We start from the raw sequence: 21,229 nt of genomic DNA on the forward strand, positions 1-21,229 counted from the left end.
GTTCAGACGACGAGCTTGCGGCGGAACGCGCGCACCGCCAGCAACCAGCCGGCGATCGCCCAGGCGGCCAGGTAGAGCAGGTGCCCGACGATCGACCACTGCGGGGCGACACCGAGCGTGGCCGCCCGGCACAGGTCCACGGCGTGCCACAACGGCGTCACGTACGCCAGCCAGCGCAGCGCGTCGGGCAACGACTCGACCGGGAAGAACACCCCGGCGAAGAGCGTCATCGGAATGACCGCGAACCGGAACAGCATCGCCAGCCAGTTGTCGCTCGACACCGACGCGGCGTACGCGAAGGTCGGCGCGGCGACGGCCAGCCCGAGCAACGCCACCACCGGCAGGGTGGCCACCGCCCACGGCGAGCGCAACGCCCCGAACACCCCGGTGACCAGCAGGAACGCCGCGATGGTGGTGAGCACCCGGAACAGCACGAAAGCCAGGTGCCCGGCCACGATGTCACCCACCCGCAGCGGCGAAGCGCCCTGCGCGAAGTAGGTCTTGACCCACTGGAAGTTGCTGAACACCGGCCAGGTGGAGTCGCCGACAGTCACCTGGAGCGCGGTCGAGGCGATCAGCCCGGGGACCAGCCAGTCGAGGTAACGCACCCCGCCGACGCCCTGGTCGATGTAGGCGCCGACGCCCAGCCCGAAGCCGAGCACGGTCAGCACCGGCAGCAGGAACGAGGAGAACACCCCGGCCCGCCAGGTGCGTCGCAGACCCACCAGGTAGTGCTCGAACACCGCGTACGCCGGCACCCAGGGGAACCGCGCCGATCCCGCCACACTCACCCGATCACCCCGCCCACCGCGTCGTCCACCACGACCTGTCTACCCCTGGGGTACGACAGACCGCCGGTCACCCTACGACGGGCCCGCCGACGTGTCGCCCGGGTTTCGCCGCGCGCCACCCGAGGCCCGCTCGTTGATCAACTCGGGTTTCAAGAAGTCGGGGTGTCAACGGCCGCGAGTCGGCCCGACTTTCTGAAAGTCGAGTCGATCAGCGGGGCGACCCGCACCCGAGACGGGTCGGTGCCGACGGCGTCGACCGGCATCGGGAACTCCCCCCGGCCAGCGTCCACCCGAGTTCGGCCGCGGAACCGATCGGAGCGACGACCGCCACCTACCGGCCGACGGGGTCGGACCCGACGAACGCCCGCCACGCGCCAGGCGTGAAGACGAGCACCGGGCCGCCCGGGTCCTTGGAGTCGCGAACGGCGACCACACCAGGAATGTTGTCGGCAACCTCCACACAGTTGCCGCCGCTGCCGTTGCTGCGGGTGCTCTTGCGCCACCGGGCGCCGGTCAGCTCCATGTCTCCGCCACTTCCGCGATCAGGTCGAGGGACTGCTGCTGCGATAGTGCCTCACCCCGGATCGACTCCCACACCTCGACCATCTGCCGCACGTACTCGACTCGGTCGATCACCTGCCCGTGGCGCTGCCCGTCGAGGAAGACGACATCCTCGCCGCTGGCTGCCGTGGCGATCACGAAGGGTCCGTCGAGCCCAGCGTACGCACCGGCGGAGAGCGGCACGACCTGGATTCGGACCCGGGGCAGGGCCGAGCTGAGCTTCACCAGGTGGCGCAACTGCTCGCGCATCACCTCCGGCCCGCCGACGTGGCGGCGCAGCGCGTACTCGTCGATGACGGCAGTGAGCAGCGGCGGCCGGGTGCGGGTGAGCACGCCCTGCCGGTCGAGTCGGGCGGTCACCTGCTGTTCGACCTCGTCCGCCGCGAACAGCCCGGCACCGGCCAGAATGGCGCGCGCGTAGCCCTCGGTCTGCACCAGGCCGGGCACGTAGAGCGGCTCGAACGAGCGCAGTGCGGTTGTCTCCTGCTCGATGGCGGCCCAGTCGCGGAACCACGGCACCACGGCCTCGCGGCTGATCCGCCGCTGGATGCGTTCGAACCGACCGTCAGCTGAGAACACGGCGTCACACCGGCGGGCGAAGTCGAGACTCGGCCGCCGCTCGGACGTCTCCACCTTGGCGACCAGCGCCCCGGAGTAGCTCAGCGCCTCGGCCAGCGCCGTCTGCGACATGCCACTGGCGGCCCGGGCCAGCCGCAGCTCCTCGGCGAAGTGCTCCAGCATGGACGAACTCTCCACGGACAACCCCCGTACATCCTCGTACCGTGCCGGGCCGGCCGCCGTACGCGCTGGTCGTCGGCGTGCGGAACCTCCCACCGTAGTCGGATCCTCAGCAGACTGTCACGCAGCGGAACCGCTCACGGGATCGGACGGCGGGCGGAACCAGGCCGGGAGCGCCCTGTGACCCCCCGATCCGGGGCGCTCCCACCCACCCGACGGAGGTTCCCTCGTGCCACTGACCCGGTCGACTCATGACGGTGGCGGGCACTGATGCCCCGGTACCGCCCGCACGTGGCGGCCCGGCCGTCCTGGCGCTGCCGGGTCTGCGGTGCGGCGTGGCCCTGCTCGCCGGCCCGTCTGGCGCTGCTCGGCGAGTACCGCGAGGACCGGATCAGCCTGCTCATCTACCTCGCCACTGTGCACCACGAGGCGGCCGGGGACCTCGCCGGCCAGGTCGACAACGACCGGCTGTGCGACCGGTTCCTGACCTGGGCCAGAGCCCGCTGAGCGGTGATCGTTGGCAGCTCAGCAGCGCGACACGCGGCAACGGTTGCTGCTGAGCTGCCAACGATCCGAACGGGTCGACCTCGACGGCCGCCACCGGTCAGGCCGGTCGGTACGCGCGGACCAGCGCCTGCACGGCGTAACCGAGCAGCAGCACTCCCGCGCCGACGCCGACCACCAGACCGGCGGAGACCGCCGAGGCGAGGGCGATGCCGAGCCCGGCCGCCGCCACCAGGCACAGCGCCCCACCGAGCGGGCGAAGCAGCGGGTCGCGCAGCAGCGGCGCGAGTGGGAAGAAGTGCAGACCGACCACCAGGCAGACCAGCACCGGAACGTACTCGGACCAGTCGGCGGCGACCAGCACGGCGGCACCCAGCCCGGCGGCGGCGAACTCGGCGACGACGATGAGCAGGTACGGGCGGTCGGCTGCCCGGTCCCGGGGGCTGCCGGCCCCCCGGAGTCGGGCGGACAACACGCCGCCCAGCACGGCGGTGAGCAGCGCGGCGATGCTTCCCACCACGAGCAGGGCGCGCAGCGGTTGCTCCGCCGCCGGCACACTGAACCAGACCATCGCGAAGAAGCCGAGGTAGAGGGCGGTGAGCCCGGCCTGACGTCGGTTGGCGGTCACCAGATCGGACATGAAGCTCCTTCGGGATACGGCATACCGCCGGTCACCTTACGGCGGCCCACTCCCCGCCCGTTCCTTGATCGACTCGGGTTTCCGGAAATCGGGCTGTCGGGCCCGCCGCGTCACCCCGACTTTCAGAAAGCCGAGTGGGTCTTCGCGGGTCCGCGTCGGTACGCCGGAGATGTCGCGGCCGAGCTGGCAGCGATCAGGGGTGGGCGGTCAGTCGACCAGGGTGCGGCCGGTCAGCCGTGGGTGCTCAGTCGACCAGGGTGCGGCCGATCAGCCGTGGGTGGTCAGTCGACCAGGGTGCGGCCGGTCAGTTGCAGGAAGACATCCTCCAGGCCGCTGCGCCGGACCAGCACGTTCGCCGGCTGGAGCCCCAACGCGGCGACCTCGGCGACCGCCGTGTCACCGTCGGGCACGTAGAGCAGGACCCGGTCGGGCAACACCTCGACCCGCTCCCCCAGCCCGTCGAGCTTGCCGGCGAAGGGCTCCTGCGACTCGGCGGCGAAGCGCAGCTCGACCACCTCGCGGGTCGAGTGCTGCTCGATCAACGCCCGGGGCGAGCCCTCCGCGACGATCCGCCCGCCGTCCATCACCACCAACCGGTCACAGAGCTGCTCGGCCTCGTCCATGTAGTGCGTGGTGAGCACCAGCGTGACGCCCTGCTGCTTGAGCCGGAACAGCCGCTCCCACACCAGGTGCCGGGCCTGCGGGTCGAGCCCGGTCGTCGGCTCGTCGAGCAGCACGATCTCCGGGTCGTTGACCAGCGCGCGGGCGATGGTCAGTCGACGTTTCATGCCACCGGACAGCGGCTCGACCTTGCTGTCGGCCCGCTCGGTGAGCTGGACGAAGTCGAGCAGCTCGGCGGCCCGCTCCCGAGCCGTCCGGCGGGAGATGCCGAAGTAGCGGGCGTAGACGGTCAGGTTTTCCCGGACGGTCAGCTCGGGGTCGAGATTGTCCAGTTGCGGGCACACCCCGAGGCGCGCGCGGATCGCCGGCCCGTCAGCCACCGGATCCATGTCGAGGATGCGCAGCTCGCCACCGCTGGGCGGGGAGATGCAGCCGACCATCCGCATGGTGGACGACTTGCCCGCGCCGTTGGGCCCGAGGAAGCCGAACGCCTCACCCGAGCGGACCTCGACATCGATGCCGGCCACGGCGGTGAAATCGCCGAACCGCTTCACCAGCCCACGAGCCTGAATCAGTGGTCGCCCCGAAGTCACCGCCCGACACTAACCGCCGGGTCCGACAGACCTCCACGCACATACGTCCGCATTGGCCGGTAGCGCCGGTGCCGGTGCCGGCGGTGGGGAAACGCCGATCGATGCCCCACCCGTCAGCTGATCGACGTGTATCGTCCCCCTGTGTCGCCCATCAGCTCGCCCGATGGTTCGTCGTCACCTACCCGACCAGCCAACTTGCCCGCCGACAAGAGCGCGGCGCGCCCCGGCGGCAGGCCACCCCGACCACGACCGGGAGCCGGGCCGGCGGAACCCGCCGAATCCGACGGCACCAGCCCGGCGACCAGACCCGACCAGACCGAGCCCGACGCAGGCAAGCCAGGCCAGGCCAGGCCCGACCCGAGCAAACCCGACCAGGCCAGGCCCGACCAGGCCGACCCTGATCCGGGCAAGCCCGACCAGGCCGGGCCGGACGTCGCCGAGCAGGCGACTCGGGACCTGGCCGCCCAGTTCGAGGACGAGAAGCCGGGCCGGGTGCTCTCCGGGCCGACCGGGCTGCTTCTCACCATCGCGGCGCTGGCGGTCGGCGCGCTCGCCCTGTGGCAGGTGTTCCAGCCCCTGTCGCAGGGCAGCAAGTATTACCTGATCATCTTCCTGGCCGGTGTCCTTCCGCTGGTCTTCCTCGCCTACCCGGCCGACCTGCGATTGCCGGCCCGCCTCCGCATCCGGCGGCGACCCGCGTCGACGCGGCCCACAGTGACCGACTGGGTGCTCGTCGCTCTGGCCGTCGCGGCCTGCCTCTACCCCATCGTGCCGATCCGGATTGGCGACGGTGGCGGCGGCTACAACGCGTTCCTCGACCGACAGGGTCTGCTGTCGCCGACGGATCTGGTGCTGGGCACCGTCCTGCTGCTCCTGCTGCTCGAAGCCTGTCGACGGACCACCGGTTGGATCCTGCCCGCCATCTGCCTGGTGTTCCTCGGCTACGGCTACTACGGCGGGTTGCTGCCGCAGTCCTGGCCGGTCGCGCACGCCGGGCTGGACTTCAGTCAACTGGTCGACGCGTTCTACAACTCCGACAGCGGCTTCTACGGCACACCACTCGACGTGGCCGCCTCGTACATCGTGCTGTTCACCATCTACGGCGCGGTGCTGGACCTGTCCGGGGCCGGGCGGTTCTTCGTCGACCTGTCGGCCGCGGCGTTCCGGCGCTCGCGTACCGCCGCCGGCCGGACCGCTGTCGCCTCCGGCTTCCTGCTCGGCACCGTCTCCGGCTCCGGGGCGGCGACGACGGTGAGCATCGGCGCGGTCACCTGGCCGCTGCTGCGCCGCGCCGGCTACCCACCGGAGCGGGCCGGCGGCATGCTGGCCGCGGCCGGTGTGGGCGCCATCCTCTCCCCGCCGACCCTGGGCGCGGCGGCGTTCATCATCGCCGAGTACCTGGGCGTCTCGTACCTTCAGGTGCTGGGCTGGGCAACAGTGCCGACGGTGCTCTACTACCTCGGCATCCTGCTCGCCGTGGAGATCGACGCCCGCCGCTCCGGCGTACGCCCGGTGGTGGTCGATGTCGGCTCGCCCTGGCGTCTGCTGGGCCGGTTCGGCTACCACTTCGCCTCGCTGATCGCCATCATCGTGTTCCTCGCGATGGGAATGTCCGCGACGAGGGCGGTCGTGTTCGCCACCGTTCTGGCCGTCGCGCTCTCCTTCCTGGACCGCACGCACCGGCTCACCCCGGGCAGGCTGGTGACAGCGCTCGTCACCGGCGTACGCGGCGTCCTTGCCGTCACCGCCGTCTGCGCCGCCGCCGGCATCATCACGGCGACCACCACGAAGACCGGCCTGGGGCCGCAGGCGGCGGCGCTGCTGATCGGCGGGGCGAAGGCGGCCACGTCGGATCCGACGCTGGTGCTGGTGCTCACCGCGCTGCTCGCCGCCGTCGCGCTCAGCCTGCTGGGCCTGGCCGTGCCGGTCACCGCGTCGTTCGTGATCGGTTGGGTGATCGTCGGCCCGGCGCTGCTCGACCTGGGCGTCACCGCGCCGGCTGCGGCGATGTTCGTCTTCTACTTCGCGGTGCTGTCCGAGGTGTCCCCACCGACCGCGCTCGCCGCGGTGGCCGCCGCCGCGGTCACCGGCGGCCGGCTGGTGCCCACCATGTGGCAGACCCTGCGGTACGCGTTGCCGGCGTACCTGACCCCGATCGCCTTCGTCATCACGCCGGCCGGGCTCGGTCTGCTCGGCATCGGTGGCGTCGGGCGCATCGCCTTCGCCGCCGTGGTCACCGCGCTCAGCGTGGCCGTGCTCGCCGTCGCCGCCGGTGGTTGGCTGCCCGGCGTGGGGCCGGTCGGCGCCCCGGAACGGCTGCTGGGCGTCCTCGCCGGCGTCACACTGCTCTGGCTCGAACCCGTGCCGGTCACCGTCGGCGCGACGCTGGCCGCCGTCGCGGCAGCGGGTGTGTTCCTGCGACACCGGTCCGCCGACCGACAACCGTCCGATTCTGTGGAGGAACAACTGTGAGACGAATCGACGTACGGCTCGCCGCGAGCCTGAGCGTGTTCGCCCTCGTCGCGGTCGGCGCCGCGGGGTGCGGAGGTCAGCAGGGCGGTGCGGCCACTGACGACGCGGCCAGTGAGGTCACCTGCGAGGTGACCAAGGAGACCCGCGTCGGCATCGCCACCGGCAACGCGACAGGCGTCTACTACGTGGTCGGCAACGCCCTGGCCGGGCAGTTGTCCGGGGCGACCGGTGGCAAGCTCACCGGCACCGCCGCCGAGACCGGCGCGTCGGTGCAGAACGTCGAGCAGCTCGTTGGCGGCCAGTACGACGTGGCGTTCTCGCTGTTCGACACGGCGGTCAACGCGGTCGAGGGCAAGGGCAGCTTCTCCGCGCCGCAGCCGGTGCAGGCGCTGGCCCGCATCTACGACAACTACACGCAGGTGGTGGTCCGCAACGACTCCGGGATCACCTCGGTGGCCGACATGCGGGGCAAGCGGATCTCCACCGGCTCGCCGAAGTCCGGCACCGAGGTGATCGCCAACCGGCTGTTGGAGGCCGCCGGCCTCGACCCGGCGAAGGACGTCCGAGCGCAGCGACTGGACCTGACCAAGACTGTCGAGGGAATCAAGGACGGCAGCGTCGACGGCTTCTTCTGGTCCGGCGGTCTGCCCACCGGAGGGCTCACCGACCTGTTCACCACGGCCGGCGACTCGGTGAAGTTCGTCGACCTCTCGCCGTTGCTGCCGAAGATGGCCGCGCTGAGCCCCGGCTACCAGGAAGGCACGATCGGGCGGGACGCGTACGGCACGGCCACCGACACCCCGACCATCGTCGTACCCAACGTGCTGTTGGTCCGCAAGGACCTGGACGCCAACGTCGCCTGCGCGATCACCCGGACGGTGTTCGACAAGCGCGACGCGCTGGCCCAGGCCAACCCGGCGGCCAAGGGGATCTCGCTGGAGAGGGCCCGCAGGACCCTGCCGGTGCCGCTGCACCGCGGCGCGGAGAAGGCGCTGAAGGACCTCGGCGCGAGCTGACCCGGCCGCTCAGACGTCGGCCGGCGCGGTGGCGGCGCGGGCCACGGCGACCAGCCGGTCGGTCTCGGCGAAAAGGGCCTCGTCGTCCGCCGCAGTGCCGGGGTCGAGTCGGACCGTCCAGGTCAGACCGTCGACCCCGGCCACGCGCCGGGCCGCGACCCGCGCCGCGCCGCCGGGCACCGGCTGGTGCTCGGTGTACGCGACCGAGCGGGTCACCCGGGCGCGCACCTGGTGCGGCAGCTCTCCCGGGTCGAGCAGCAGGTACGTCTCCGCCGGACCGTCGACGACCACCGTGTAGCCGTCCCGCTCGGCGACGGGCTCGGCGGGTGTGACGGTCAGCTCCCGGCCGGACCAGACCGCCTTGAGGATGGTGTGCCAGCCGAGCCGCTGCCCCCGACCGGGCAGCCACAACCCGAGGTTGGTGGCGACCACCACCCCGTCGCCCTCGCCGTTGCCGGCGGCCGCCCAGGCCAGCACCCGCTCGTCGGAGGTCAGCGGCGGCCGGTCGGCCGGCGGCAGCTTCGGCTTACGGCTGAACAGTCCCATCTAGAGGCCTCCCGCAGCCTGCTCGCGCAGCGCCCGGGCGTGCTGCTCCAGGGACAGCAGCTCACCGAAGGCGGCGAAGTACTCGTCCTTGTTGTTGACCGGGTTGATCCGTTGGATGCGTGACTTGAGGTCCCGGATCCGGCCGGTCACCGACCCGAACTGCACCCGGGCCATGGTGATCGACACGTAGCGCGGGTCCGGTTCGCCGTCGATCCGCAGCGGTTCGACGGCCAACTCACCGACCAGCGCCGCTGCCGCCAGGTCGTCGCAGGCGTCGCGGACCGACTCGATCCAGACCGCGCCGCCGGTCGCCAACGCGGCACCACCGGCCGCGGCGATGGCCGTACGCACCGCGACGTGCACCGGGTGGCGGTATTCGGTGGCCTCCACCGCGTCGAACATCGGCCCGGCCAGGACCGGCTGCTGGAGGGCGAGTTTGAGCGCCTCCCGCTCGACCATCGACTGTGGGCTGTCCACTGCCGGCTCGGGGCGGGCCGAGGTGGGCCGGCCGGCGGGGGCGGCGTCGCGGGTGCCGGGGGACGCGGTGTTGCCGGCGGCGAGCACCGCCCGCTGCACCGGCTCGATTTCCATGCCGAGGTCCATGGCGAGCTTGCGCACGTACTCCGGGCGCTTCTCCCGGTCCTTGAGGCGGGCGACCAGCGGCGCGGCGTGCCGCATCGCCTCGACCCGGCCGTCCACGGTGTCCAGGTCGAAGCGACCGATCACGTGGCGCAGCGCGAAGTCGACGAGCGGTTCGCGGCGGGCGACCAGGTCCCGCACCGCCAGGTCGCCCTTGGCCAGCCGCAGATCGCATGGGTCCATGTTGTCCGGGCTGACCGCGATGAAGGTGCGCCCGACGAAACGCTGATCGTCCTCGAAGGCGCGCAGCGCGGCCTTCTGCCCGGCGGCGTCGCCGTCGAAGGTGAAGATGATCTCGCCGGCCACCTCGTCGCTGTCGAACAGGAGCCGCCGCAGCACCGAGATGTGGTCCGCGGCGAACGCGGTGCCGCAGGTCGCCACCGCCGTGGTCACCCCGGCCAGGTGACAGGCCATCACGTCGGTGTAACCCTCGACGATCACCGCCCGCCCCTGCTTGGCGATCTCCCGTTTGGCCTGGTCGATGCCGTAGAGCACGTGCGACTTCTTGTAGATCGGCGTCTCGGGGGTGTTCAGGTACTTCGGGCCGTCGTCGTCGTCGAAGAGCTTGCGCGCCCCGAAGCCGATCACGTCACCGGCGAGGTCGCGGATCGGCCAGAGCAGCCGGCGTCGGAACCGGTCGATCAGGGTGCCGGAGCGGGCCTCCCGGGACAACCCGGCGGTGACCAGCTCCTGGTGGGTGAAGCCCTGCTGGCGCAGGTGCTTGGTGAGCAGGTCCCACCCGTCCGGCGCGAACCCACAGCCGTAGCGCTCGGCGGCGGCCCGGTCGAAGCCCCGTCGGGCCAGGAACTCCCGGGCCGGCCGGGCCCCGGCGGTGCCGAGCTGCGCCCGGTAGAACTCGACGGCGGCGGCGTGCGCGGCGACCAGACGCTGCCGCTGACCCTGCTGCGGGCGGGGCCGCGGGGTGCCCTTGTCGTCCTCGACGTAGCGCAGTTGGATGCCGGCGCGGCCGGCCAGCCGCTCGACGGACTCCACGAAGCTGAGGTGGTCCGCGTCCATCAGGAACTTGATCGCGTCCCCGCCGGCCCCGCAGCCGAAGCAGTACCAGACGTTGCGGGCCGGAGACACGTTGAACGACGGACTCTTCTCGTCGTGGAACGGGCACAGGCCCTTGAGGTTGCCGCCGCCGGCGGACTTCAGGGTGACCGTCTCGGAGATCACATCCCCGATCGAGGTGCGTTCCCGGACCAGTGCGATGTCCTCGTCCCGGATCCGCCCAGCCATTCGCCACCCCCTCCCCGTACATCCTGCCCTGCCGGACCGACGACACGCCGGCCGGGGGACGCCGGTGTGGCGGCGGCCGCTGCCGGCTGGGCGGTTCCGACCCGCGAGCCGGGTCCGCGCGGGGACCATGACCAGATGCGCCGGGTACGGACCCAAGCCCTCCGCCTGCCGAGATGGCTGGCCGGTCTGGTCGGGCTACCCGACCAGACCCCGGGTGCGGACGAGGCCGGGCATCGGCACGCCACCTGGTTGGAACTCTTCCTCGACCTCATCTTCGTGTACGCGCTGGCGGCGGTGGTGGCCCGGCTGGGCGACGAACCGAGCCCGTCGCCGAGGGCGGTGCTGGCCGTGATCGGACTCTTCGTGGTGGTCCAGTGGGCCTGGATGGGGCAGGTCTACTACGACACCCGCTTCGACCCGGACGACGCGCTGCACCGGGTGCTGGTGCTCGTCGCGTTGGTCGGCGCGGGCGCGATGACCCTCGGCGTCGACGAGGTGCCGGAGAGCGTGCTCCTGCCGGTCGGGTACCTGATCGTGCGGGGCGTGCTGCTCCTGCTGTACCTGCGCGCCCGTCCCACCAGCCCGATGGCCCGGATGGTCACGACGGTCTATCTGATCGGTTTCGGGTCGGGCTGGACGCTCTGGCTGGTGTCGCTGGCCGCGCCCATCGAGCTGCGCCCGGTGTTGTGGATCGTCGCGATGGTGATCGAGCTGGCCACCCCCTGGGTCGGGGTGCGCTGGCTCAACCGCTGGCCGGTGGACAACCGGCACCTGCCGGAACGGATCGGCCAGTTCACCATCATCGTGCTGGGTAGCGCGCTGGCCAGCCTGCTCTTCGCCGTGCCGGACCACCCCCCGCCACACATGATCCTCACCGCCGCGTTGGCCTTCCTGATCCCGGCGGCGGTCTGGTGGGTCTACACCACCTTCGTCACCACCCGCCTGACCCAGCGCCGACTGCGCGGCGGGCAGGCGTACAGCTACCTGCACATTCCGCTCGGCGGTGCGCTGCTGCTGCTCGGCTGGGCGCTCGGGCAGGTCGTCCGGCTGGTCGACGACAACGCCAACCGGCTGCCGCTGGAGCTGCGGCTGCTGCTGGGCGCCGCGATGGTGATCTGGACCGTCTGCGGGCTCGCCCTGTACTGGCTGTGGACCCGACCGAGCGCCGCCCGGTTGGCGATCGCCGCCTACGGGGTGGTCTCGGTCGGCGTGATCACCACGACGGTGCACCAACCGAGGCTGATGCTGTCGCTGCTCTCCCTGGCGGTCGTCGGGTACGCCGTACTGCTCAGCCGGCGCCTCGCCCGCGCCGGCCAGGAGATGAACACGCCCGAGGGATGACCGGCGCGTCAGGCCGCCGCGGCCGGCGCCGGGACCGCTGCCTCCTCGGCCGCCACCTGCTGGTTCCAGGCGGCCTTGGTGGAGCGCCAGCCCTCGTCGTCCATACCGCGCCGCCAGTAGCCGGAAATGGAGAGCCGGTCCAGGGGTACGCCCCGCTCGCCGCGCAGCAGCCGGCGCAGCTCCCGGACGAAGGCCGCCTCGCCGTGCACGAACGCGTGCACCTGGCCGGCCGGGAACTCCAACGCCCGCACCGCCGCGACCAGCGCCTCGCCCACCGGGCGTGCGCCGCGATGCAGCCAGGTCAGCTCGACCGCCCCCGGGCTGAGCAGCTTCTGCTCCTCCGCCGGGTCGGAGATCTCCACGAAGACATGGGCCCGAGCGCCCAGCGGCAGGCGCTCGCACGCGGCGGCGATCGCCGGCAGGGCGCTCTCGTCACCGACCAGCAGATGCCAGTCCGCGTCCGGGTCCGGGGCGTACGCGCCGCCCGGCCCGAGGAAGTGCACCGGGTCGCCGGTGCGCAACGCGGCGGCCCACGGGCCGGCCAACCCCTCGTCGCCGTGGTAGACCACGTCCACGGTCAGCTCCCCGGCCAGCGGATCCCAGCGCCGCACCGTGTACGCGCGCAGCCGGGGCCACTGCTCCCGGGGCATGTCCCGGCGGATCGCGGCGAGGTCGAACGGCTGCGGGTACGCCACCCCCGGCTGCGGGAACACCACCTTGATGTAGTGGTCGGTGAACTCGCCCACCGGCAGGCCGACCAGCTCGTCCCCACCGAGGACGAGCCGGATCAGGTGCCGGGTGGGCCGCTCGGTGCGCAGCACCCGGGCCGAGGTGACGTTCCTGGGGCGTTCCGTCATGTCAGTTAGGTTAGCCTAAGTTCGCTGGTGGCCGGTCGGGGGTGCACCAGTACCGACCAGGCGGGTGTGCCAGGTCACCGCCGCCGGGTCGGTGAGCGACGCCACCTGGTCGATCACCACCCGCAGTCGGGCCGCGTCGTCCGGGGCGGCCCGCCACAGCGGGGCGAAGATCGGGTCGAGCCCTTCCGGGGCGTGCCGGACCAACGCGGCGACCAGTTCGGCCAGCATCGTCCGCTGCCGCTCATAGCGGCCCCGGAAGCCACGGCGACGCATCACGTACCGCAGCGCGATGCCCTTGAGCAGCGCGCACTGCGCCCGGACCAGTCGGGGCACCACCAGGTCGGCACCGTAACGGCGGTGCGGGCCCGGACCGAAGCGCTCCTCGGTGGCAGCCACCGCCGCGGACACGAACAGCCCGGTCACCCCGCTGGTGGTCGCCTTCAACGCCACCTGCGCCCGGTGGCTGCCGTCGTACCCGGCGAGCGGAGCGAGCAACGGGCCAGCCAGCAGATCGACAAGGACCTCGGCCAGGTCCGACGCGGACTCCCCGGAATAGGCGGCGGCCACGTCCGCGCAGAGCGCCGCCCGCTCGTCGGCGTCGGTCAACAGCGGACGCAACGTGACGTATCCACCGTGGATGCCGTCCTCCACGTCGTGCACCGAGTACGCCACGTCGTCGGCCCAGTCCATCACCTGGGCCTCCAGGCAGCGCCGCTCACCCGGCGCACCGGCCCGGATCCAGTCGAAGACGGCGGCGTCGTCCGCGTACACCCCGAACTTGCGCTCGCCCGGCCGGCGCGGCCAGGGGTACTTGCCGATCGCGTCGAGCGACGCCCGGGTCAGGTTCAGCCCCGCGGACGAGCCGTCCGGGGCGAGCACCTTCGCCTCCAGGCGGGTCAACACCCGCAGGGTCTGCGCGTTGCCCTCGAACCCGCCGCACGGCGTGGCGAGCAGGTCCAACGCCGCCTCGCCGTTGTGCCCGAACGGCGGGTGCCCGAGATCGTGCGCCAACCCCGCCACGTCCACCACATCCGGGTCGCAGCCCAACCGGGCACCCATCTCCCGCGCGATCTGGGCCACCTCCAGCGAGTGCGTCAGCCGCGTACGCAGGAAGTCGTCAGTGCCGGCGGTGTGCACCTGGGTCTTGGTGGCCAGCCGGCGAAACGCCGCCGAGTGCAGCACCCGGGCCCGGTCGCGCTCGTACGGCGACCGGCGGTGCCCAGTGTCCTTGGGCGGCTCCTCGACCAACCGCGAGTCCGCCGCGTCACCCCTTCCGCGCATCAATTCGCTGCAGTTCGCGACTGCGGGGCTCGCAAGACCGGCTCACTCCTCGCGCTCACGGGGTTTCCGCAACTCGCGACTGCGGGGCTCGCAAGACCGGCTCACTCCTCGCGCTCACGGGGTTTCCGCAACTCGCGACTGCGGGGCTCGCAAGACCGGCTCACTCCTCGCGCTCACGGGGTTTCCGCAACTCGCGACTGCGGGGCTCGCAAGACCGGCTCACTCCTCGCGCTCACGGGGTTTCCGCAACTCGCGACTGCGGGGCTCGCAAGACCGGCTCACTCCTCGCGCTCACGGAGCACGCAGAACTCGTTGCCCTCCGGGTCGGCCAGCACCGTCCACTCGACGTCGCCCTGACCGATGTCGACGTGCCGGGCGCCCATGTCGACCAGCCGCTCGACCTCGGCTTCCTGGTCGGCGGGGCGCAGGTCGAGGTGCAGGCGGTTCTTGCGCTCCTTGCCCTCGGCGACCGGCACGAAGACCAGGCCGGGCAGGCGGTCGGCGGACTGGCGGATCTCCACCTCGTCGGGCTTCTCGGTGACCACCTGATAGCCGAGCGCCTCGGCCCACCAGCGGGCCAGCCGGGCGGGATCGCGGGCGTCGACAGTCAGGCTCTCCCAGACACTGGTCATGCAGTCACCTCTTCCCGTTCGACGCGGCGCCCAATCGGCCGTGTGCGAGGGAGCCAAGATTACGCCCGCCACCACCGCGCGAAGCACCCGCGACGCATCGACGGAAGGCACACAACCACCGATTGGCCCCCAGTTGCCAACCGATCGCCGAGGGTTACGGGCTCGCGGTCGGAAGTGGCTACCGGTAGCGTTCCCAGCGCGGAACGTGACCAGGCGACTGACACGCAGAGCCAACCGATGAGGGGTGACGCTCGTGGACGCAGACACGGTGATGGGTTCGGAGCTACGCGGGCTACGCCACCGCCGCCCCGACATCGCCGGGGCGGTGCTCGCCGGCACCGACGGGCTGCTCATCTCCAGCGACCTGCCCCGCACCGACGCCACCCATCTGGCCGCGCTCGCCGCCGCGAGTTTCGGGCTCGGTCACCGGGTGGCCGACACCGTCGGGCAGTGTGAGTTCCGGGAGTCGGTGGTCTGCACCACCACCGGTTGCGTGGTGACCTACCCGGCCGGGCGCAGCGCCCTGCTGACAGTCGTCACCGGGTCGACCGTCGGGGACCTGGAGGCGTTGCACGAGGAGGCGCGGGCGGTGGCCCGTCGGGCGGGATCGTTCCTGGACGTCCGTGGCACGGGCATCGGCGCCACCTCCGTGCCGGACGCGCACGCCCCGCTGGCCACGCGTACCCCGATGGCGACCCTGCCGGCGCAGTTGCGCCGCTCGTCCCGACCCACCTGGCGTCGCCCGCCGATCTGAGCGTCGACGGCGGCCCGGGCGTCCGGGCCGCCGTCGACGTGCGTCAGCGGCTGTCCGACCCGCCGCTCTCCACGACCGCCCGACCGGCCTCCAGCCGCGCCACCGGCACCCGGAACGGTGAGCAGGACACGTAGTCCAGGCCGACCTCGTGGAAGAAGTGCACCGAGTCGGGGTCACCGCCGTGCTCACCGCAGATGCCGAGCTTCAGGCCGGGCCGGGCGGCGCGCCCCTCCTCGGCGGCGATCCGCACCAGCCGGCCGACGCCGTCGCGGTCGATCGACTCGAACGGCGAGATGCCGAAGATGCCCAGCTCCAGGTACCGCCAGAAGAACGCGCCCTCGACGTCGTCGCGGGAGAAACCCCAGCCCATCTGGGTCAGGTCGTTGGTGCCGAAGGAGAAGAACTCGGCGGCCTCGGCGATCTGTCCGGCGGTCAGCGCCGCCCGGGGCACCTCGATCATGGTGCCGATCAGCACCTCGACCCCGCTGTCCCCGACCACCTCCGCGATGATCTTCTCGGCCTCGGCGCGGACCGTCTCCAGCTCCTGCACGGCCCCGACCAGCGGCACCATGATCTCCGGCTTGGCGACCCGACCCTGGCGGGCGCAGGTGACGGCCGCCTCGGCGATGGCCCGCACCTGCATCGCGAACAGGCCGGGGATGACCAGGCCGAGGCGGACGCCGCGCAGCCCGAGCATCGGGTTCTCCTCGTGCATCCGCCGGACGGCGGCGAGCAGCGCCTCCTCCTTGGCGACGTCCTCGCCGCGCTCCTGGGCGACCGCCACGTTGACCGCGAGCTGCTCCAACGGCGGCAGGAACTCGTGCAGCGGCGGGTCGATGAGCCGGACGGTGACCGGCAGACCGTCCATCTCGCGGAATATCTCCTCGAAGTCGGCCCGCTGCAACGGCAGCAACGCGGCCAGGGCCGCCTCCCGCTCATCTGCGCCGCGCGCCAGGATCAGCCGCTCGACCAGCTCCCGCCGGTCACCGAGGAACATGTGCTCGGTGCGGCACAACCCGATGCCCTCCGCACCGAAGCGCCGGGCCCGGGCCGCGTCCGCGCCGGTGTCGGCGTTCGTGCGGACCGCGAGCCGCCGCTTGCCGTCGGCGTGCGTCATGATCCGGTGTACGGCCCGGACCAGCGCGTTGTCGATGTGCTCGGGGTCGAGGCTGCCCTCGAAGTACTGCACCACCTCGGAGGGCATGACCGGCACCTCACCGAGGTAGACCTTGCCGGTGGTGCCGTCGATGGACACCACGTCGCCCTCGTTGACGGTCTGCCCGGCCACCGTGAACCGCTTCGCCGGGACGTTCACGTCGATCTCGTCGGCACCGGAGACGCAGGTCTTGCCCATCCCCCGGGCCACCACCGCGGCGTGGCTGGTCTTGCCGCCGCGCGAGGTGAGGATTCCCTTGGCGGCGATCATGCCGTTCAGGTCGTCCGGGTTGGTCTCCCGGCGGACCAGGATCACCGACTTGCCCTCGGCGGCCATCTCGACGGCCCGCGCGGAGGTGAAGACCACGGTGCCGGACGCCGCGCCGGGCGAGGCGCCGATGCCCTTGGCGACCGGCTGGAAGTCGTGGTCGAGCTGGAAACGGGGGAACATCAGCTGGGCCAGCTGCGCCCCGTTGACCCGGTGCAACGCCTCGTCCAGGTCGATCAGGCCCTCGTCGACGAGCTGCCCGGCGATGACGAACGCGGCGGCGGCGGTGCGCTTGCCGACCCGGGTCTGCAACATCCACAGCTTGCCGCGCTCGATGGTGAACTCGATGTCGCAGAGGTCCTTGTAGTGCTCCTCCAGCCGGGCCATGATGCCGAGCAGCTCGTCGTAGGAGGACTTGTCGAGCTGCTCCAACTCCTGCAACGGCACGGTGTTGCGGATGCCGGCGACCACGTCCTCACCCTGGGCGTTGGCCAGGTAGTCGCCGTAGATGCCCTGCGCGCCGCTGGCCGGGTCACGGGTGAACGCGACGCCGGTGCCGGAGTCCGGCCCGAGGTTGCCGAAGACCATGCTGACCACGTTGACAGCGGTGCCGAGGTCGGCCGGGATCCGCTCCTGGCGGCGGTAGAGCACCGCGCGCTCGGCGTTCCACGACTCGAAGACCGCCCGGATGGCCAGGTCGAGCTGCTCGCGTGGCTGCTGCGGGAACTCCCGCCCGGTGTGCTTCACAAAGATCTTCTTGTACGCGTCGACCAGCCCGCGCAGGTCGTCGGCGTCCAGATCCAGGTCGTTGTGGGTGCCCTTGGCGTGTTTGACGTCGTCGAGCGCGTGCTCGAACTCCTCGCCCGGCACCTCGCACACGGTCTTGCCGAACATCTGGATGAGACGGCGGTAGGAGTCCCAGGCGAACCTGTCGTTCTGTCCGGCCTGGGCGGAGAGCCCCACCACGCTCTGGTCGTTGAGGCCGACGTTGAGGACGGTCTCCATCATGCCGGGCATGGAGAACTTGGCACCGGAGCGGACGGACACCAGCAGAGGGTCCTGCGGGTCGCCGAGGCGCTTGCCCATCGCGTGCTCCAGCGCTTCCAGGTGCGCCTCGATCTGACCGGCGAGCCCGTCCGGCTCCCGGCCCGTCGCCAGGTACGCCTGGCACGCCTCGGTGGTGATGGTGAATCCGGGCGGGACGGGCAGGCCCAGGTTCGTCATCTCGGCGAGGTTCGCCCCCTTGCCGCCGAGCAGGTCCTTGAGGTCCTTGTTGCCTTCGGAGAAGTCGTAGACGTACTTGTGATCGACGGTCTCTTGCGCTGCCACCAGAGCCTCCACAACACACGCGCCGGGATTGACACTTAACGAAGGTTCAGTTTCTTCTTCCCCGGGACGGACCGCCGGTAATCCCGGGGTCAACGTCGGTCGGTGGGCGAAGGTTAAGCGACCATCGAGTGACCTGGGACCGTTCGGTGACAATTGGCACAGCCATCACGACTATCCGTGTTCGTACCGGTTTTTGGGAACGCTTCCATGCGCACCATCACGCATCCCGGCCGAGCGTCGTACGCTTGACGCCACGCCAGCCGGTGAACCTCACTTTTGCCATAACGGACGCGAATACACCCCCCGGAGTCGCCGCCGTGTCGACCACCCCCTCCCCCGGCCCCACCGCCGTCCCCGCCACCGACGCGGTGCCGCTGCCGACGCGGGAACCTGACGCGGCCACGCTGGCCCGGGCCGACGCGGCCACGCTGGCCCGGGCCGACGCGGCCACGCTGGCCCAGGCCGCCGAGCGGGCGGCGGGCGACCTGCTCGCCCCGCCGGCCCGACACCGGCTGGCCGACGTCGTCCCCGCCCCGCAGCAGGTCCAGCCGGACCCGACCGGGGGCTGGGTGCTGCCGGCCGAAGCGGTCATCGTGGCCACCGCCGACCCCGCCGCGCTGGCGGTCGCCGAGCAACTCGCCCACCTCCTGCGTCCGGCCACCGGCTACCCGCTGCCGGTCACCGACGCCACCACGCCGGAGCCCGCAGGTGGCATCGCGCTGGTGCTGGACGACACCGTCGACCTCGGCGCGGAGGGTTACCGGCTCGACATCACCACCGACGGGGTACGCGTCACCGCCAGCACCGCCGCCGGCCTCTTCTACGGCGTACAGACGCTGCGCCAACTGCTACCGGCGGCGATCGAGAGCCGCGACCCGGTCACCGAACGGTGGGCGCTGCCCGGCGGGACGATCACCGACGCACCCCGGTTCCCCTACCGGGGCGCGATGCTCGATGTCGCACGGCACTTCTTCGCCGTCGAGGACGTGCTGCGGGTGGTCGACCACCTGGCCCGCTACAAGCTCAACCATCTCCACCTGCACCTCACCGACGACCAGGGGTGGCGCATCGCCGTCGACTCCTGGCCGAAGCTGACCACCCTCGGCGGTACCACCGAGGTCGGCGGCGGCCCCGGCGGGCACTACACGAAGGCCGACTACACGCGGATCGTCACCTACGCGGCCGACCGCCACATCACCGTCGTCCCGGAGATCGACCTGCCGGGGCACACCAACGCGGCGCTGGTCGCGTACCCCGAGCTGGCACCCGACAAGATCGCGCCGCCGCCGTACACCGGCACCGAGGTCGGTTTCAGCTACGTCGACCCTGCCGACGAGCGGACGTACGACTTCGTCGCCGACGTCCTGGGCGAGCTGGCCGCGCTCACCCCCGGCCCCTGGTTGCACGTCGGCGGCGACGAGGCGTTCAAGGTCAAGGGCGAGGTCTACACCGGTTTCGTCGAGCGGGTCCAGCGCATCGTGGCCGGCCTCGGCAAGACCGTCGTCGGCTGGCACCAGCTCGCACCGGCCGCCCACCTCGACGGGCGGGTCCTGCAGTGGTGGGGCACGAACGGCGAAGACCCCACCACCGCCGAGGCCGTACGTCGTGGCGCTCTACTGATCATCTCCCCCGGCAACCACGCTTACCTGGACATGAAGTACGCCCCGGACACCCCGATCGGGCACGACTGGGCCGGACTCATCGACGTACGAAAGGCGTACGACTGGGATCCCGGCACGCACGTTGCCGACGTACCCACCGAGGCGGTACTCGGGGTGGAGGCCCCGCTCTGGACCGAATCGGTCACCTCGCTGGCCGACATCGAACTCCTGCTGCTGCCCCGGCTCCCCGCCATCGCCGAGCTGGGCTGGTCGCCCCGGGCGACCCACGACTGGAACGGCTTCCGCGACCGCCTGGCGGGCCACGGCCCACGCTGGGAGACCGCCGGCATCACCTTCCACCGCGCGCCCGAAATCCCCTGGTCCACCACACCGACCATCCCGACACAGCGCAACGTCCCCCAAACGGACACCACCAAGCCCTGACCTCCACCCCGACCCAGTCCGCCCCGGCGCGGCCCTCTAGGCGCGGCCGCCAAGGCGCGGTCGACCCAGGCACGGCCCGTCGGGGGCACGGCCCGGCCCGGCCCGGTCGACCCAGGCGCGGTCCGCCCGGGCAACACGGCCCGCCCGGGCACGGCCCCCAGGCGCGGTCCGCCCAAGCACGGCCCGCCCGGGCACGGCCCCCCGGCACGGTCCACCCAAGCACGGCCCGCCCGGGCACGGCCCCCCGGCACGGTCCACCCAAGCACGGCCCCCCCGGCACGGTCCACCCAAGCACGGCCCCCCGGCACGGTCCACCCAAGCACGGCCCCCCGGCACGGTCCACCCAAGCACGGCCCCCCCGGCACGGTCCACCCAAGCACGGCCCCCAGGCACGGTCCACCCAAGCACGGCCCCCAGGCACGGCCCGCCCAGGCACGGTCCCCAGGCACGGGCCGCCCGGGCACGCCCACACGACCCGCCCTGCCCGGACCGTCGTGCCCGGACCGCCCCGGCCCGGTCCGGTCCGCCCCAGGCGGCACGAACGGCGCAGACGGGCGTGATCCACTCGGGTTTCATGAAGTCGGGGCATCCTGGGCTCCGGGACAGCGCGGTTTTCAGGAACCCGAGTCGATCACGCCGCCTCGGCCGTCGTGTCGGGTTGGACCGATGGTCGGGGTGTCCGGTTTGGGGGCGAGTGTCGGGTGGTCGGGGCCACCCCGACGGCGGAATCGCCGACCGGGCCGGGTCGTTATACCTGGCAGACCACCGCGCCCCGCCAGCCGGTGGAGCAGCCGCCGGGAACACCCGCCAGGCCGCCCCGGTTACACCCCCCGGACAGCCGAGCACCACCGGCCAGCCCCCGGGTAGGCGGAACCAGCCAGGCCCGGGCACCACCACAGGGCCGACGGGCCGGCGGAATGACCCGCCACCGCGAACCGTTACACCCTGTCCCGACGCCGACCCCTCAGCGGGTCGCCGGGCATGAACCCCGCGAACGTCCCCGCACGGCCACACCCCCCACGGGCACACCCCCCGCGTTCAGTGCCCGTGCGGTTTCCCCCGATGCAGAGGAGCACGCCATCATGCGTACCGATCTGATCCGTAAGACCGCCCTGACCGCCGCCGGCCTCGCCTTCACCGGCGGTGCCATCGCCGGCCCCGTCACCACCGCTTTCGCCGCCCCGAACACCAGCAAGCCGGCGTC

The 21,229-nt window shown here is 72.0% G+C and carries 16 protein-coding genes and 1 pseudogene; 6 read left to right on the forward strand and 11 right to left on the reverse strand.

Features of this window, described 5'->3' with window-relative positions:
- Positions 1-2 precede the first annotated feature (2 nt).
- From ACX27O_RS28805 to ACX27O_RS28815, 3 genes are all read right to left on the reverse strand, one after another.
- Positions 3-791: an ABC transporter permease gene (locus tag ACX27O_RS28805; RefSeq protein WP_051708273.1), complete on the reverse strand. Its 789-nt coding sequence runs from the start codon at positions 789-791 to the stop codon at positions 3-5.
- Positions 792-1,122: 331 nt separating this feature from the next.
- Entirely contained in the window at positions 1,123-1,314 is a 192-nt protein-coding gene (locus ACX27O_RS28810; protein ID WP_387222319.1) for a DUF397 domain-containing protein, read from the reverse strand.
- Positions 1,305-2,093, reverse strand: coding sequence for a helix-turn-helix domain-containing protein (locus ACX27O_RS28815; RefSeq protein WP_387222317.1), 789 nt, complete (start codon positions 2,091-2,093; stop codon positions 1,305-1,307). The genes ACX27O_RS28810 and ACX27O_RS28815 overlap by 10 nt, the downstream gene beginning before the upstream one ends.
- A gap of 267 nt (positions 2,094-2,360) precedes the next feature.
- Here ACX27O_RS28815 and ACX27O_RS28820 point away from each other — a divergent pair, with 267 nt between their 5' ends.
- Positions 2,361-2,597 (forward strand): hypothetical protein, encoded by a 237-nt coding sequence (locus ACX27O_RS28820; protein WP_030330417.1) that lies wholly within the window; start codon positions 2,361-2,363, stop codon positions 2,595-2,597.
- A 97-nt stretch (positions 2,598-2,694) separates the two neighbouring features.
- Here the strand turns inward: ACX27O_RS28820 and ACX27O_RS28825 are convergent, their stop codons facing one another.
- Both ACX27O_RS28825 and ACX27O_RS28830 read right to left on the reverse strand, forming a co-directional pair.
- Positions 2,695-3,234, reverse strand: coding sequence for a hypothetical protein (locus tag ACX27O_RS28825; RefSeq protein ID WP_051708274.1), 540 nt, complete (start codon positions 3,232-3,234; stop codon positions 2,695-2,697).
- A gap of 281 nt (positions 3,235-3,515) precedes the next feature.
- Complete coding sequence (locus ACX27O_RS28830) at positions 3,516-4,448, reverse strand: ABC transporter ATP-binding protein (protein ID WP_210861290.1); 933 nt, start codon at positions 4,446-4,448, stop codon at positions 3,516-3,518.
- 195 nt (positions 4,449-4,643) lie between these two features.
- On the opposite strand from ACX27O_RS28830, the gene ACX27O_RS28835 reads away from it, so the two are divergent.
- Positions 4,644-6,920, forward strand: a complete 2,277-nt coding sequence (locus ACX27O_RS28835; RefSeq protein ID WP_458940404.1) for a TRAP transporter permease — start codon at positions 4,644-4,646, stop codon at positions 6,918-6,920.
- Complete coding sequence (locus tag ACX27O_RS28840; RefSeq protein ID WP_030330421.1) at positions 6,917-7,936, forward strand: TAXI family TRAP transporter solute-binding subunit; 1,020 nt, start codon at positions 6,917-6,919, stop codon at positions 7,934-7,936. Before ACX27O_RS28835 ends, ACX27O_RS28840 begins: the two co-directional genes overlap by 4 nt.
- Positions 7,937-7,945: 9 nt before the next feature.
- Here ACX27O_RS28840 and ACX27O_RS28845 read toward each other — a convergent pair whose 3' ends face one another.
- Both ACX27O_RS28845 and dnaG read right to left on the reverse strand, forming a co-directional pair.
- Positions 7,946-8,482: a hypothetical protein gene (locus ACX27O_RS28845; protein WP_030330422.1), complete on the reverse strand. Its 537-nt coding sequence runs from the start codon at positions 8,480-8,482 to the stop codon at positions 7,946-7,948.
- Positions 8,483-10,385 (reverse strand): annotated as a pseudogene (gene dnaG / locus ACX27O_RS28850) (DNA primase).
- Between the two features lie 113 nt (positions 10,386-10,498).
- Between dnaG and ACX27O_RS28855 the strand changes: the two are divergent.
- Positions 10,499-11,704 (forward strand): low temperature requirement protein A, encoded by a 1,206-nt coding sequence (locus tag ACX27O_RS28855; RefSeq protein WP_210862051.1) that lies wholly within the window; start codon positions 10,499-10,501, stop codon positions 11,702-11,704.
- Between the two features lie 8 nt (positions 11,705-11,712).
- Here the strand turns inward: ACX27O_RS28855 and ACX27O_RS28860 are convergent, their stop codons facing one another.
- The 3 genes from ACX27O_RS28860 to ACX27O_RS28870 all read right to left on the reverse strand — a co-directional run bounded on the left by ACX27O_RS28860 (position 11,713) and on the right by ACX27O_RS28870 (position 14,474).
- Positions 11,713-12,561 carry a siderophore-interacting protein gene (locus ACX27O_RS28860; RefSeq protein WP_458940405.1) on the reverse strand — a complete coding sequence of 283 codons (849 nt, stop codon included), beginning with the start codon at positions 12,559-12,561 and terminating at the stop codon, positions 11,713-11,715.
- Positions 12,562-12,576: 15 nt separating this feature from the next.
- Positions 12,577-13,842, reverse strand: coding sequence for a deoxyguanosinetriphosphate triphosphohydrolase (locus tag ACX27O_RS28865; RefSeq protein ID WP_387222379.1), 1,266 nt, complete (start codon positions 13,840-13,842; stop codon positions 12,577-12,579).
- Positions 13,843-14,120: 278 nt separating this feature from the next.
- The gene (locus ACX27O_RS28870) at positions 14,121-14,474 is read right to left on the reverse strand and encodes a VOC family protein (RefSeq protein ID WP_030330427.1); all 354 of its coding nucleotides are present in this window, start codon (positions 14,472-14,474) and stop codon (positions 14,121-14,123) included.
- A 253-nt stretch (positions 14,475-14,727) separates the two neighbouring features.
- Between ACX27O_RS28870 and ACX27O_RS28875 the strand changes: the two genes are divergently transcribed.
- Positions 14,728-15,228, forward strand: coding sequence for a roadblock/LC7 domain-containing protein (locus ACX27O_RS28875; protein ID WP_458940406.1), 501 nt, complete (start codon positions 14,728-14,730; stop codon positions 15,226-15,228).
- A gap of 43 nt (positions 15,229-15,271) precedes the next feature.
- Here ACX27O_RS28875 and ppdK read toward each other — a convergent pair whose 3' ends face one another.
- A complete protein-coding gene (ppdK, locus tag ACX27O_RS28880) occupies positions 15,272-17,980 on the reverse strand; it encodes a pyruvate, phosphate dikinase (protein ID WP_210865381.1) in 2,709 nt (902 codons plus the stop codon).
- Positions 17,981-18,297: 317 nt separating this feature from the next.
- Between ppdK and ACX27O_RS28885 the strand changes: the two genes are divergently transcribed.
- Positions 18,298-20,025, forward strand: coding sequence for a beta-N-acetylhexosaminidase (locus tag ACX27O_RS28885; RefSeq protein WP_458940407.1), 1,728 nt, complete (start codon positions 18,298-18,300; stop codon positions 20,023-20,025).
- Positions 20,026-21,229 lie beyond the last annotated feature (1,204 nt).

It is taken from the genome of Micromonospora sp. SD19, assembly GCF_054462275.1.

Coding starts and splice junctions, on each gene's coding strand:
- ACX27O_RS28810 (WP_387222319.1), bottom strand. CDS start 1,314: ATGGAGCTGACCGGCGCCCGGTGGCGCAAGAGCACCCGCAGCAACGGC.
- ACX27O_RS28815 (WP_387222317.1), bottom strand. CDS start 2,093: ATGCTGGAGCACTTCGCCGAGGAGCTGCGGCTGGCCCGGGCCGCCAGT.
- ACX27O_RS28820 (WP_030330417.1), top strand. CDS start 2,361: ATGCCCCGGTACCGCCCGCACGTGGCGGCCCGGCCGTCCTGGCGCTGC.
- ACX27O_RS28825 (WP_051708274.1), bottom strand. CDS start 3,234: ATGTCCGATCTGGTGACCGCCAACCGACGTCAGGCCGGGCTCACCGCC.
- ACX27O_RS28845 (WP_030330422.1), bottom strand. CDS start 8,482: ATGGGACTGTTCAGCCGTAAGCCGAAGCTGCCGCCGGCCGACCGGCCG.
- ACX27O_RS28855 (WP_210862051.1), top strand. CDS start 10,499: ATGCGCCGGGTACGGACCCAAGCCCTCCGCCTGCCGAGATGGCTGGCC.
- ACX27O_RS28860 (WP_458940405.1), bottom strand. CDS start 12,561: ATGACGGAACGCCCCAGGAACGTCACCTCGGCCCGGGTGCTGCGCACC.
- ACX27O_RS28865 (WP_387222379.1), bottom strand. CDS start 13,842: ATGCGCGGAAGGGGTGACGCGGCGGACTCGCGGTTGGTCGAGGAGCCG.
- ACX27O_RS28870 (WP_030330427.1), bottom strand. CDS start 14,474: ATGACCAGTGTCTGGGAGAGCCTGACTGTCGACGCCCGCGATCCCGCC.